The following is a 12969-nucleotide window of genomic DNA, read 5'->3' on the forward strand; positions in this document are numbered from 1 at the left end:
GATCAGTTCAGGTGCGCCGCGGTGGCGGAGCGGCGCAACTTGCCGGAGGACGTCTTCGGCAGCGCGCCCGGGCCGAGGACGGTGACGCTGCGCGGGCGGGCGCCGACCGCGGTGAAGACCTCGTGCACGACCTCGTGCTCGATCCGGCGCACCGCCTCGGGATCCTGAAAGTCGTTGCTCTCCACTACGACCGCGAAACTCTCGCGTTTCTGCCCGGCGTCCAGGCGCACCGCGACCGCGTTGCCCGGCCGCACCCCGGCGACGCGCAGCGCGGCGCGTTCGATATCGGTCGGGAAGATGTTGCGCCCGCCCATGATGATCACGTCCTTGATCCGGCCGCAGACCACCACGGATCCGTCTTCGGTCACGTAGCCGATATCGCCGGTGTCGAGCCAGCCCTCGGCGTCGCGAGCGGGCCGGAAGCCCTCGACGGTCACATATCCCGCGGTGACCGCGGGCCCCCGCACCTCGAGCACGCCCACCGTTCGGGTCGGCAACGGCCGGTGTTCGTCGTCGACCACCCGGATCTCGAGATTGTCCACCGGGCGGCCCAGCAGCGGCAGGCGGCGCAGATTGCCGTGATGGGCCGCCGGATCCGTCGCCGGAACCGCCTTGCCGAGCGCCTCGAGCAGATCCGCGTCGACGATGTCGACGACCTGCCCGACGCCCGGGTCCGGAATCGATACCGCCAGCGTCGTTTCGGCCATGCCGTACACCGGCGTGAGCGCGGACGCGCTGAGCCCGAAACGTTTCCCGGCCGCCGCGAGGGCGTCCATCGTGTCGGGATCGACCGGTTCGGCGCCGTTCCACATGTACCGCACACTGCTCAGATCCACGATGCCGTCCTCGGCGCGCGCCAAGCGGCGGGTCAGCAGCGAATAGGCGAAATTGGGTGCGGCCGTGACCGTTCCGCGGTATTTCGAGATCAGTTCGGCCCACAGGATCGGCCGTTTCAGGAAATCCAACGGCGTCACACAGACCACCTCGGCGCCCAATTGCATCGGCACGCTGAGGAATCCGACCATGCCCATGTCGTGGAACAGCGGCAGCCAGCTGACCATCACGTCCTGATCGAGCTGGAACTTCACCCGATCGAACATGGCGTACGCGTTGACGTAGAAGTTCTCGTGGGTGATCCGCACCGCCTTCGGCGATCCGGTGGAACCGGAGGTCAGCTGCTGGAGCGCGATATCGGATTCCCCGGTCGGCACCGGATCGGTGTCGGGTCCGGTGGCCAGCTCGTCGGTCAGGACCACGGTGATGCCGCGTTCGGCCAGCAGCGGTGCCGCCACCTCGAACGGCGCGCCCAGTACCACCGCGCGGGCCTCGATCATCCGCAGCACGGTCTCGGTGTCGCGGGCCCACAGTTGCAGATCCGTGCGCGGCGTCGGCTGATGCAGCATGGTGATCGACGCCCCGCGCATCCAGATCGCCTGGCAGGCCGGCGCGATATCGGCGGGCATACCCGCCAGCACTCCGACGGCGTCGCCGTGCTCGATCCCGGCCGCCGCGAGCCCGCCGGCCATGCGCCGGGCGAGGCGGTGGATCTCGTCCCAACCCCGGCGTAGCGGCGTCTCCGGCTCCCCGGTGATCAGCCCCCGGCGGGAACGTTGTGCGGTCGCGAACATTTCCTCGGTGAACCGGCTCACCCTCGAACTCCCGTCTCCACCCGACCGGCGGTCGGCACATCTGCACTATCTCGGTGCGCGGGCGCGGCGTTAGCCGGCGCCGGAGCGTGATCGTTTCAGCGTCGCACTACGAATAACACGATGAAAATCGGAACTCGGTTCGGCCGCCTCAACCCGCGAGGCGGTCGACGGCCTCGAGGAAGCGATCGAGCTCCTCGAGGGTGACGAAGCAGTGCGGCGAGGCTCGCACCACCGATTCGAGCCGCCGCGCGGACATGTCGAGCAACGTGGAGCTACGGTAGCTGACCGTCACCGTGATGTCGGCGGCACGCAGCGTCTCGCGCACCTCGCCCGGATCGACGCCGTCGACGGTGAACGAGACGATGCCGGAATGTTCGGTTCCCAGGTCCCGCACCGTGATTCCCCGGATCGACGGCAGATTCTCGCGCAGATGCCGCGCCTTGGCGGCGACATCGGCGTAGACGTTCTCCGGTCCCAGCTCCAGCAGATAGTTCACCGCCGCGCCGAGGCCCAGTCGTGCCGCCACGTCGCATTCCCAGAATTCGAAGCGGCTCGCATCGGAGGCCACACGGTAGTCCTGCGGCCCGGTCCACACGGCACTGTGCAGATCGAGACGGCTGGGTTCCAGTTCGCGGCAGACGTCCGGGCGGACGTAGAGGAAGCCGGTGCCGCGCGGGCCGCGCAACCACTTCCGTCCGGTGGCCGACATCGCGTCGACGCCCAGCTCCGCGACGTCGATGCTGATCTGACCGACGGATTGGCAGGCGTCCAGCAGGACCAGCGCACCGACGCGATGGGCGATGCGGGTGGCCTCGGCGACCGGGTTGACCAGCCCGCCGTTGGTGGGAGCGTGCAGCAGCGAGACGATCTTCACGCGGTCGTCGAGCATGCTGTCGAGGGCCACCAGGTCGATCTGCCCGGTCTCGTCGCTGGGAATGGCCTCGACGGTCGCACCCGCCGCCCGCGCCCGCTGCAGGGCCGCGATCGCGTTGCTGGCGTAGTCCGAACCCGAGACCAGAATGCGATCGCCCGGCCGCAGCGGTACGGCGTAGAAGAAATCCGACCAGGAACGGGAGGCGCTGTCGCTCAGGGCGATCGCCGAGGCGTCGGCGTTGATCAGTGTGGCGATCGCGGTCTTGACCGCCGCCAGATCGTCGAGCCGCTCCGAGGCGGCGCGATATCCGCCGATCTCGGCCTCGCGCCGCAGATGCGCCACGGCGGTGTCCACGACGATCCGCGGGGGAAGCGAGGACCCCGCGCTGTCGAGGAAGACCGGCGGCGGTCCGGCGGTGTCGTAGGCGGGTATGTCGGCGCGCAGTCGGTCAATATCGAGCACCCTGTCGACGGTAGGCCATCGTCGGCCGCCGACGCCCGAGGCCGTCCCGGGAACCGGCCGGATCAGCTGCGCGGGCGCCGCCGCCGAGGGGGCCGGCGAGAGGCGAAACAGCGGCGGCCGGCTGGGGGCTGTGGTGCTGGTGGTGCCGCTGCGAACAGCATGTTCACCGTTTCGACGGATTCTGTGTCGGTGCGCGCGGCTACCCTGGTTCGAGCGACGGAAGAACCGGGCGCGGTCTCTCGTTGCACTGCTACACGCAATACCGGCACTCGGTCGATGCGGCACTGTCGCCGATATCGGCTCCGGGTGGGCGGAACGCGGTGGGTGATCCCCGTAGGCTCGAGCGGAGGTTGGCATGGCGGTAACGGTGGACAAGGCGCCGGCCGGATTGGGTGCCGGTTTGTCTTCGCGCGCCGCGGCGGAGGCCTATGTGGGAGGTGTCTGTTTCAAACAGGGCCCGCCCACGCTGATCGGTGCCGAACTGGAGTGGCTCACCGCTCGCGGGGAGCTGTCGGCGCCGGATTCGCGTCCGCGTCTGTCGATGTTCGCGGATGCGCTGGGGCCTTATGCCCCGCAGTCTGTTTCGCCCGATTCACCCGCCAAAGCACTTCCCGGTGGCAGCCGGATCACCCTCGAACCCGGTGGCCAGATCGAATTGTCCAGCGCCCCCTTCGCCGATGCCGCGCAACTCTGCGCCCGGCTGCTCGAGGATTCTCGCTTTCTCTCCGACTTGCTCGAAACCCGGTCCATCCGAACGTATTCCGCCGCCGCCGATGCCGGTCGGCAGGCCCGCCGGGTGCTTCGCCTGCCGCGTTATCGCGCGATGGAACGGGCGTTCGCGGGCCTCGGCCCGTACGGCAAGCTGATGATGTGCAATACCGCCGCCACGCAGGTCAGCGTGGACGCGGGGGCCGACCCCGCCGAGATCGCGGCCCGCTGGAACGCGCTCTACGCGGTCGGTCCGGCTCTCGTGGCGGCCTTCGCCTGTTCCCCTGATCTGCACGGTGCTCCCACCGGCGCCTGGGCGTCGCAGCGGATGCGCACCTGGTTGCGGCTCGATCACGCCCGCACCCGGCCGCCGGTGCGGAGCTGGGCCGATCCGGTCACCGACTACGGCCGCTGGGCGCTGGACACCCCGCTGCTGTGCGTGCGGCGCGGCCCCGCCGAGGCGGATTGGACGGCGCCGCCTGGCGCCACCTTCGCGGATTGGCTGTGCGGTGCGCTCGACGACGAGATCGGCCGCCGCCCGGAAGTCGAGGATCTCGACTACCACCTGACCACGGTCTTTCCTCCCGTGCGCGCGTCCGGACATCTGGAGGTCCGCTATCTGGACGCACAGCCGGGTGAGCAGTGGACCGTGCCGATCCACGTCATCGATGCGCTGATGTCGACTCCGGCGGTGGTCGAGGAGGCGACCGCGCTGGCCGAACCGGTCGCCGACGAATGGGCCTCGGCCGCCCGCTGTGGCCTGGCCGACCCCCAGATCCGTTCCGTCGCGGTGGAACTGCTGACCCTCGCCGCCGAGCATGCCCGCAGCGACGAGGCCGCCGAGCAGATCTGGGCCGCGGTACGGCGATGTCGCAGCGGGCGCATTCCGGACGGGGAGATTGCCCGCTGCGCACCCGCCGAGACGGCCGAATGAGTACGACCGGCGCCTCGGTGCGACGAGGCCGCCGGGCACGACCCTTGGGAGAGCACTGATGACCGTTCACACGGGAACCGATCACGCCGCCACCGAGCGATTACGCGCACAGATCGCGGAGGTCCTGACCCGCGCCCGCGCCCGCACGACGGTGCTGACCGAGGCGGTCGACGAGGCCGAACTGGTGGCCCAGCATTCGCCGCTGATGAGCCCGCTGGTGTGGGATCTGGCGCATATCGGCAACCAGGAGGAACTGTGGCTGGTCCGCGATGTCGGCGGGCGTGAGCCGGTCCGGGCCGATATCGACCACCTCTACGACGCCTTCCGGCATGCCCGCGCCGACCGCCCTGCGTTGCCGCTGCTGAATCCCGCGCAGGCACGCGGGTACGTGGGCACCGTGCGGGACAAGGTGCTGGATGTGTTGAATTCCAGCCCGTTGCGCGGAAACCGCCTGGTGGACAGTGGTTTCGCCTTCGGCATGATCGCCCAGCACGAACAGCAGCACGACGAGACCATGCTCGCCACCCATCAGCTGCGCGCCGGCGCCGCGGTGCTGACCGCCGCGCCCGCACCGGGAGCGCGTGTCGCGGTCGGCGACGAAGTCGTGGTGCCCGCGGGCGAATTCACCATGGGCACCTCCTCGGATCCGTGGGCCCTCGACAACGAGCGGCCCGAACATCGTGTGCACCTGCCCGGCTTCGCGATCGATGCGGCGCCGGTGACGAATGCGCAATATCTGGCGTTCATCGAGGACGGCGGTTATCACCGGCCCGAGTTGTGGTCACCGCGGGGCTGGGCCCACCGGATGGAGGCCGATCTGACCGCGCCACAGTTCTGGGAGCGCGACAGCGACAATCGCTGGTGGCGGCGGAGTTTCGGGACGTCGGCGCCGGTGCGCCCGCAGCAGCCGGTGGTGCACGTGTGCTGGTTCGAGGCCGAGGCCTACGCCAACTGGGCGGGCAAGCGCTTGCCCACCGAGGCCGAATGGGAGAAGGCCGCGCGATTCGATCCGGTTACCGGGCGATCCCGTCGGTATCCGTGGGGCGACGCCGAACCCGACGACACCACCGCCAATCTGGGGCAGCGCCATCTGGAACCGGCCGATGTCGGCGCCTATCCGGCCGGTGCGTCGCCGTCCGGGGTGCATCAGCTGATCGGCGACGTATGGGAATGGACCGCTTCGGGTTTCGAGCAGTATCCGGGATTCGCCGCGTTCCCCTACCGCGAATATTCCGAGGTGTTCTTCGGCGGCGACTACCGCGTCCTGCGCGGCGGATCCTTCGGCACCGACCCGGTCGCCTGCCGCAGTACCTTCCGCAACTGGGACCACCCGATCCGCCGCCAGATCTTCTCCGGCTTCCGCCTCGCCCGCGACCTGCGACCGGACGAGCGCTGATGTGCCGACATCTCGGCTATCTGGGACCACCGGCTCCGGTCGGTGAACTGCTCACTCGCGGAACGCATTCGCTGCGCACCCAGTCGTGGGCGCCGAACGATATGCGTCATGGGGGAACCGTCAACGCCGACGGTTTCGGGGTGGCGTGGTGGACCGGCGAAGGTGCCGCGAGCCGCTACCGCAATGCCGCGCCGATCTGGACCGACCCCGCGGTGGAGGAGGTGCTGCCGCAACTGTCCGCACCGGCGGTGCTGGCCGCGGTGCGCTCGGCGACGGTCGGCATGCCGGTGGAGCGGTCCGCCTGCGCTCCGTTCACCGACGGTGGATGGGCGTTCAGCCACAACGGCGTGGTCCAGAACTGGCGCACGGTGTTGCCCGTGGTGGCAAAGCAATTCGGGTCGCCGGATCTGCTGGATGCCGAATCCGCGACCGATTCCGCCGCGCTCTGGGTGGTGCTGCGCGCCGCCTTGGACGGCATCGGCGCGCTGTCGTCGTCGTTCGAGGGTCGCAGCGAGTCCGATGCCCGACTCCGGGCCGTCGCGGCGGCGGTGTCGGCGACGGTGCGGGCCGTATTGGCGCAGGCGCCGAGCGCGCGGCTGAACCTGCTGCTCGGGGACGGCGAAACGCTGTGGGCGACAACTGTTCACCACTCGCTGTCGGTGCTGGTCACCGACGAGGTCGCGGTGGTTTCCTCCGAACCGTACGACGACGATCCACGCTGGCAGGCGATCACCGACCGGCAGGTGGTGACGGTGCGGCCCGGTCTTCTCGTGGTCGAGCCGCTGGACGCCGCACAACCCACTCTCTCCGCAGGACCTGATGAATCCGAAAGGGCCCGTTCATGAGCGAACCGACGCTGGACATCCATCTCACCGACGACGATCTCGACGCCGCCCTGCGGTCGGACGCTCGGACCGGACTCACCGCCGATCCGAAGACGTTGCCGCCGAAGTGGTTCTACGACGCGCGCGGTAGCGAACTGTTCGAAGCGATCACCGAACTTCCGGAGTACTACCCGACCCGCACGGAGCGCGCGCTGCTGCAGCGCGTGGTCGGCGATATCGCGCGCACCGCCCAGGCCGAGGTGCTGGTGGAACTGGGCGCCGGCTCGGCGGCCAAGACGCGTCTGCTGCTGTCGGCCCTGTTGGCCGAGAGTCCACTGAAAACGTATGTGCCGCAGGATGTGTCGGTCTCGGCGCTGCGCGGTGCCGCCGAGCAGATCGGTACCGAATTCCCGAATCTCGCGGTGCACGGGGTGGTCAGCGATTTCACCGAAACCCTGCACAATCTCCCGCGCGGTGGTCGGCGGATGATCGCATTCCTGGGCGGCACCATCGGCAACCTGGTCCCGCAGGAGCGGGCCGAATTCCTGGCCGGCATTCAGCAGGTCCTCGAGTCGGGTGAGCAGCTGCTGCTCGGGGCCGGCCTGGTCACCGATCCGGCGGTGCTGGTGCCCGCCTACGACGATGCCGCGGGCGTGACGGCCGAATTCAATCGAAATGTCCTGCACGTGTTGAACTCTCGGCTGCATGCCGACTTCGACCCGGAAGCCTTCGCGCACATCGCGCACTGGGACGCGGAGAACGAGTGGATCGAGATGCGGTTGGCGGCGACCCGGGATATGAGGGTCACCGTCGCCGATCTCGACCTGATCGTGGACTTCGCCCACGGTGAGCAGATGCGCACCGAGATCTCGGCCAAGTTCCGCGTGGACGGCCTCGGCCGGGAATTGGACAGCGCCGGATTCGCCACCGAACAGGTGTGGACCGATCCGGACGAGCGTTTCGTGCTGGTCCTGGCCGAACGACGCTGATCGCCCGGCCCGGGTTGTCCGCCGAGGTCAGTTGCCGATGACCGCGGCCAGCCACTCGACGACGGGCCGCAGATCCTCCCACGCGGCCCGGACTTCGGTGGCGGCGCGGGGTGTTTCCAGCCAGGGCGGTGCGCCGAAGTCCTTGTGGACGACCAGGGATTTGTGGCGCAGCAGGTCGATGCGTGGATGGTCGGCGGGAAAACCCTTGGGCCGGGTCTTCAGTTGCTCCCCGCCGATCACATAGCCGACCGCCGCCACACCGTCCAGCAGCGCCCGCAATTCGTGACCGCGCACCTCGTCGTCGATGGTGGTGCGCAGCCGCGCGAGCTGTTCGGGCGTCGGTGCGTACACCCCACCGGCCACGTACAGTCCGGGCGCGCCGATCTGCACGTACCAGCCCGCTCCCGGGGCGGTACGGACGACGGCGCCCTGATGGTCCTTGTAGGGCGCCTTGTTCTTGGAGAACCGCACGTCGCGATACGGCCGGAAGATCTTCGCCGGTCCGAAGTCGTTTTCCAGTTCCGTGGTCAGCGCCACCATCGGCGCCCGCACGGACTGCTCGTAGACATGTTTGTTGGCGGTCCAGAAAGCCTTCGAGTTGTCGGCTTCCAGATCCTCGTAGAAGTCGAGCCCGGCGAACGGGAACCCCGCGAATCCGCTCATACCGCCAACTTAGCGACCGCCGCGGACACCTTCCGCGGCGCCCGCCCGCCGCTCAGTCCCCCGGCTCGTCGACCACCTCGATGGCGGCGACTTCGGCGGGCCGCTCGTCCTCGTCGCGCAACTCCTGACGATGCCGGCGACGAGTCCATTCCTGGTCGAGTTCGCTGCGGATCCCCAGGCGGCCGTCGTCGTCGTTCTCGTGATACCTGATTTCCAGATCGGCCGGCGGATCGTCGATGTAGCGCTGATATTCGCGGATCTCATCGGCCTGTTCATCGTCCCCGAGGTCGTAGTCCAGGTCTTCGCGCTCGTCATCGCCCATCTCGAACACCTCGTCCATCAACGGGTAAGTGTCGTCGTCGGCCATCAGGCCCACCTCTCTCGCAGGCCGGCACACCCTCAACATTTCGCGGTGCACCCTACAACCAACGCTACCGCTGATCACGAAAGAAGAGGAGAGGACAAAGACCAATACAAAATCAGTCGCCCCGACGGATGGACATCCGACGGAACGACCGATTTCGCGAGCACGTGGGTAACGCCCCGGGCACGCCCAAAAGCCGACACGCACCCGAGGCGAGACCGGCTGCCGACTCACCGCCCACCCAACGACACGCTGAATACGCGGAGAGGCGGGGAAGCTTAGGCTGAACCGTTGAACAGGCCGGTGACCGATCCGTTCTCGAATACCTCGCGGATCGTCCGCGCCAGCAGCGGGGCGATCGACAGCACGGTCAGCGAGGGGAACTTCTTGTCCTCGGTGATCGGCAGGGTGTTGGTGACGATGACTTCCTTGGCGCCGCAGGAGGCGAGGCGCTCGGCCGCGGGGGAGGACAGCACGCCGTGGGTGGCGGCGATGACCACATCGCCGGCCCCGGCCTCGCGCAGCACGCGCACGGCCTCGGCGATGGTGCCACCGGTATCGATCATGTCGTCGATCAGGATGCAGGTGCGGCCCGCGACGTCACCGACGGGACGATGCGATTTGACCTGGTTCGGCACCAGCGGGTCGCGGGTCTTGTGGATGAACGCCACCGGCGCGCCACCGAGCGCGTCGGCCCACTTCTCGGCCACCTTCACGCGACCGGCGTCGGGGGAGACGATGGTGACGTTCTCGGTGCTGTAGTGGTTGCGCACGTACTCCGACAGCTGGACCAGAGCGTGCATGTGGTCCACCGGGCCGTCGAAGAAGCCCTGGATCTGATCGGTGTGCAGGTCGACGGTGATGATGCGGTCCGCGCCGGCGGTCTTGAGCAGATCGGCGACCAGGCGGGCGGAGATGGGCTCGCGCCCGCGGTGCTTCTTGTCCTGGCGGGCGTAGGGGTAGAACGGCAGGACGGCGGTGATCCGCTTGGCCGAACCGCGCTTGAGCGCATCGATCATGATGAGCTGTTCCATCAGCCACTGGTTCAGCGGAGCCGGAAAGCTCTGCAACACAAAGGCATCCGAGCCGCGCACCGATTCTTCGAAGCGAACGAAGATCTCGCCGTTGGCGAACTCGCGGGCGGTTTGCGGCGTGATCGCGACGTCGAGTTCCTTCGCGACCTGCTCGGCCAGTTCGGGGTGAGCGCGCCCCGAGAACAGCATCAGGTTCTTCTGGTTATCGGTGGAGAACGCGGTCACTCTGTGTTGCCATCCTTTTGCTCGGTTGCCTGACTCGCTCTGTCATCGGCCGCGATCGCCTCCGCCGCCGCCTGCGCCGCGGCCGTCCCGGGACGATACCGCTGCACCCAGCCCTCAATGTTCTTCTGCGCCCCGCCGGATACTGCCAGCGCTCCCGGCGGAACGTTTCTACGCAGCACAGTACCCGCTGCCGAATATGCGCCATCGCCCACGGTCACCGGCGCGACGAACATGGTGTCGCTGCCGGTGCGCACATGCGAACCGACGACGGTGTGGTGTTTCTTCACGCCGTCGTAGTTGACGAACACGCTCGATGCGCCGATGTTGCTGTACTCGCCGATGGTGGCGTCGCCGACGTAGGTCAGGTGGGGGACCTTCGAATGCGCGCCGATCGAGGCGTTCTTGGTCTCCACGAATGCGCCGATCTTGCCGGATTCGCCGACGATCGTCCCCGGGCGCAGATAGGCGAACGGCCCGATCGTGGCGGCCGCGGCGATGGTGGCGCCCTCGCCGTGGGTGCGGACCACCTTCGCGCCCTCGCCGACGAGCACATCGGTCAGGGTCGAATCGGGTCCCACCTCGGCGTCCTCGCCGATCACGGTGTTGCCGAGCAGCTGGACCCCGGGGCGCAGCACCGCGTCGCGGCCGATGCGCACACTCGCGTCCACCCAGGTGCTGGCCGGATCGATGACGGTGACTCCGGCGCGCATATGGCGCTCGAGGATGTAGCGGTTCAGGGTGCGGGCCGCCTGAGCCATCTGCACCCGGTCGTTGACGCCGGTGACCTTGGCGGCATCGACCAGGCGCGCGCCGTGCACCGGATGGCCGGCCTCGCGCGCCAGCTTCAGGACATCGGTCAGATACAGCTCGTGCTGGGCGTTGGCGGTCGTCAGCCGGCTGATCATCGTCCGCAGCACGGTGACGTCGAAAACGTAGACACCGGAATTGACTTCGTTGATCGCCGCCTGTTCCGGGGTGGCATCGGCGTGTTCGACGATCTCGAGGACGCCGCCGTCGGGATCGCGCACGATCCGGCCGTAACCGTTCGGATCCTCGGGAACGAAGGTCAAAACCGTGACCGCGGAACGCGGTTGATAACTGCGATGTTCGTCCAGCAGCGCCGAGAGGGTGTGCCCGTCCAGCAGCGGCACATCGGCGGAGGTCACCAGCAGATCTCCGGTGAAGCCCGCGGGCAGCGCCGACAGGGCGCACTGCACCGCGTGTCCGGTACCCAGTTGCTGTTCCTGTACCGCGGAGGTGATCTCGCGACCCAGTTCTGCCGCAACGGAATTCACCGCGGCGCCGACCTGCTCGCGGTCGTGGCCGATCACCGTGATCAGGTCGGTGGGGTCGATCTCGTTCGCCGCGTGCAGGGCGTGCTCGAGCATGCTGCGCCCGGCGAGCGAATGCAGCACTTTCGGTGTCTTGGACCGCATTCGAGTTCCGGCACCGGCGGCGAGAACGACGACGGCGGTCTGCTGTGGCATGGATCTCCCTCGGCTGCCTGTCATCGTGCTGGTCTGCGCTGTCTTCGGCCTGCGGCTGTCGCTGCCTGCGCCGGGCCTTCGCAGGTTCGGTCTGCGGCGGGCTCGGCGGCTGGCCGTCCGCCCACACCCTAGTCCACCCGGGCCTGAGCACCGGCTCGGGGCTTTGCCCGGTATTCACGCAGGTCACAGCCCCATCGCCAGCTCCGCCGCCAGGACTCGAACCTGAACTAACTGAACCAAAATCAGTGGTGCTGCCATTACACTACGGCGGATCGTCGCACCGATGAACCCTCTGGATCCACCGCTGCGCCACGGCATGCGCGCAATATCCTCGCACGTTTCCCCATCGCTTCGCGAATTACGGGCAGATTTCCCTGCGCGGGTCGCGGGTCGAGGAGATGGCCCGGTCGCGATCGGGTAAATTTGCGCAACGCAACAATTGATTTCGAAAGCACATGGGTAACTCGGCGGGTACGCCTGACCTCGGGCGTCGCCGACCGCCGGCCCGGCCGAGAAATCTCCAGACACCTACGACCGGCAAGATTCCCGGAGAGGCGGGGGAGAGAGGCGGGGGAGATGACTTCGGGCGACCCGATACGGGCGCCGCGTCCGCGGATGACCGGAACGCAGCGCCGGCAGCAGCTGATCGAGATCGGACGCGCGCTGTTCGCCGAACGCGGATACGACGCCACCTCCATCGAGGAGATCGCCCAGCGCGCCCAAGTGTCGAAACCCGTTGTGTACGAACACTTCGGCGGTAAAGAAGGACTCTACGCGGTGGTCGTCGACCGCGAGATGTCGACGCTGCTGGACATGATCACCTCGTCGCTGACCCAGAACCGCTCCCGCGTCCGGCTCGAACAGGTCGCCCTCGCGCTGCTGACCTATATCGAGGAGCGCACCGACGGTTTCCGCATCCTGATGCGCGATCAGCCCGCCTCGGCGGCCGCCGGTACCTATTCGAGCCTGCTGAACGAGGCGGTCAACCAGGTCGCGCACATCCTCGCCGGCGATTTCGAGCGCCGCGACTTCGACACCAGTCTCGCCACTCTCTACGCGCAGGCCCTGGTCGGCATGGTCGCCACCGCCGCCACCTGGTGGCTCGACGAACGGCAGCCGTCCAAGGAGGTGGTCGCCGCGCATCTGGTCAACCTGTGCTGGAACGGGCTCACCCACCTCGAGGCCGATCCCCAGCTCGGCTCCGAATGGCCGAGCACGACACCCGGCTGACCGGCGGTGGCGCCGCCGGGGGGTAATAGGGGACCGAACTGGACGGTTAGCCCATTGTTTGCGAAGGAGACTGGTCTTAATGCTCGATTCCGCTGGCGACGGCCGGTCGGATGGTACGGTTCACCCATCC

11 protein-coding genes and 1 tRNA gene are annotated in these 12969 nt (G+C 68.1%); 5 read left to right on the plus strand and 7 right to left on the minus strand.

Features of this window, described 5'->3' with window-relative positions:
- Positions 1 to 2: 2 nt before the first annotated feature.
- On the minus strand, positions 3 to 1649 hold the full coding sequence (locus NK1_RS01025; RefSeq protein ID WP_063006728.1) for a fatty acyl-AMP ligase: 1647 nt from the start codon (positions 1647 to 1649) through the stop codon (positions 3 to 5).
- Positions 1650 to 1797: 148 nt separating this feature from the next.
- A complete protein-coding gene (locus NK1_RS01030) occupies positions 1798 to 2985 on the minus strand; it encodes an aminotransferase class V-fold PLP-dependent enzyme (protein ID WP_063006729.1) in 1188 nt (395 codons plus the stop codon).
- A gap of 355 nt (positions 2986 to 3340) precedes the next feature.
- Between NK1_RS01030 and egtA the strand changes: the two genes are divergently transcribed.
- The 4 genes from egtA to egtD are packed head-to-tail and all read left to right on the plus strand — an operon-like array spanning position 3341 to position 7836.
- The gene (gene egtA / locus NK1_RS01035) at positions 3341 to 4627 is read left to right on the plus strand and encodes an ergothioneine biosynthesis glutamate--cysteine ligase EgtA (protein ID WP_063006730.1); all 1287 of its coding nucleotides are present in this window, start codon (positions 3341 to 3343) and stop codon (positions 4625 to 4627) included.
- Between the two features lie 58 nt (positions 4628 to 4685).
- The gene (egtB, locus tag NK1_RS01040; RefSeq protein ID WP_063006731.1) at positions 4686 to 6023 is read left to right on the plus strand and encodes an ergothioneine biosynthesis protein EgtB; all 1338 of its coding nucleotides are present in this window, start codon (positions 4686 to 4688) and stop codon (positions 6021 to 6023) included.
- A complete protein-coding gene (egtC, locus tag NK1_RS01045) occupies positions 6023 to 6868 on the plus strand; it encodes an ergothioneine biosynthesis protein EgtC (protein WP_063006732.1) in 846 nt (281 codons plus the stop codon). The genes egtB and egtC overlap by 1 nt, the downstream gene beginning before the upstream one ends.
- Positions 6865 to 7836: an L-histidine N(alpha)-methyltransferase gene (egtD, locus tag NK1_RS01050; RefSeq protein WP_063006733.1), complete on the plus strand. Its 972-nt coding sequence runs from the start codon at positions 6865 to 6867 to the stop codon at positions 7834 to 7836. The genes egtC and egtD overlap by 4 nt, the downstream gene beginning before the upstream one ends.
- A 27-nt stretch (positions 7837 to 7863) precedes the next feature.
- Here egtD and NK1_RS01055 read toward each other — a convergent pair whose 3' ends face one another.
- The 5 genes from NK1_RS01055 to NK1_RS01075 all read right to left on the minus strand — a co-directional run bounded on the left by NK1_RS01055 (position 7864) and on the right by NK1_RS01075 (position 11881).
- Entirely contained in the window at positions 7864 to 8499 is a 636-nt protein-coding gene (locus NK1_RS01055) for a DUF2461 domain-containing protein (RefSeq protein WP_036505166.1), read from the minus strand.
- Positions 8500 to 8551: 52 nt separating this feature from the next.
- The gene (locus NK1_RS01060) at positions 8552 to 8866 is read right to left on the minus strand and encodes a hypothetical protein (RefSeq protein ID WP_051025008.1); all 315 of its coding nucleotides are present in this window, start codon (positions 8864 to 8866) and stop codon (positions 8552 to 8554) included.
- A gap of 275 nt (positions 8867 to 9141) precedes the next feature.
- The gene (locus NK1_RS01065; RefSeq protein ID WP_030515237.1) at positions 9142 to 10122 is read right to left on the minus strand and encodes a ribose-phosphate diphosphokinase; all 981 of its coding nucleotides are present in this window, start codon (positions 10120 to 10122) and stop codon (positions 9142 to 9144) included.
- Positions 10119 to 11609, minus strand: a complete 1491-nt coding sequence (gene glmU, locus NK1_RS01070; protein WP_063006734.1) for a bifunctional UDP-N-acetylglucosamine diphosphorylase/glucosamine-1-phosphate N-acetyltransferase GlmU — start codon at positions 11607 to 11609, stop codon at positions 10119 to 10121. Before glmU ends, NK1_RS01065 begins: the two co-directional genes overlap by 4 nt.
- Positions 11610 to 11810: 201 nt before the next feature.
- Positions 11811 to 11881, minus strand: a tRNA-Gln gene (locus NK1_RS01075).
- A gap of 343 nt (positions 11882 to 12224) precedes the next feature.
- Between NK1_RS01075 and NK1_RS01080 the strand changes: the two genes are divergently transcribed.
- Entirely contained in the window at positions 12225 to 12839 is a 615-nt protein-coding gene (locus tag NK1_RS01080; protein ID WP_174552679.1) for a TetR/AcrR family transcriptional regulator, read from the plus strand.
- The last annotated feature ends 130 nt before the right edge of the window (positions 12840 to 12969 follow it).

The sequence above is a fragment of the Nocardia kruczakiae NBRC 101016 genome, from assembly GCF_001612965.1.
In the GTDB taxonomy this organism is placed as follows: domain Bacteria; phylum Actinomycetota; class Actinomycetes; order Mycobacteriales; family Mycobacteriaceae; genus Nocardia; species Nocardia kruczakiae.

Coding starts and splice junctions, on each gene's coding strand:
- egtB (WP_063006731.1), top strand. CDS start 4,686: ATGACCGTTCACACGGGAACCGATCACGCCGCCACCGAGCGATTACGC.
- glmU (WP_063006734.1), bottom strand. CDS start 11,609: ATGCCACAGCAGACCGCCGTCGTCGTTCTCGCCGCCGGTGCCGGAACT.
- egtA (WP_063006730.1), top strand. CDS start 3,341: ATGGCGGTAACGGTGGACAAGGCGCCGGCCGGATTGGGTGCCGGTTTG.
- NK1_RS01055 (WP_036505166.1), bottom strand. CDS start 8,499: ATGAGCGGATTCGCGGGGTTCCCGTTCGCCGGGCTCGACTTCTACGAG.
- egtD (WP_063006733.1), top strand. CDS start 6,865: ATGAGCGAACCGACGCTGGACATCCATCTCACCGACGACGATCTCGAC.
- NK1_RS01060 (WP_051025008.1), bottom strand. CDS start 8,866: ATGGCCGACGACGACACTTACCCGTTGATGGACGAGGTGTTCGAGATG.
- egtC (WP_063006732.1), top strand. CDS start 6,023: ATGTGCCGACATCTCGGCTATCTGGGACCACCGGCTCCGGTCGGTGAA.
- NK1_RS01080 (WP_174552679.1), top strand. CDS start 12,225: ATGACCGGAACGCAGCGCCGGCAGCAGCTGATCGAGATCGGACGCGCG.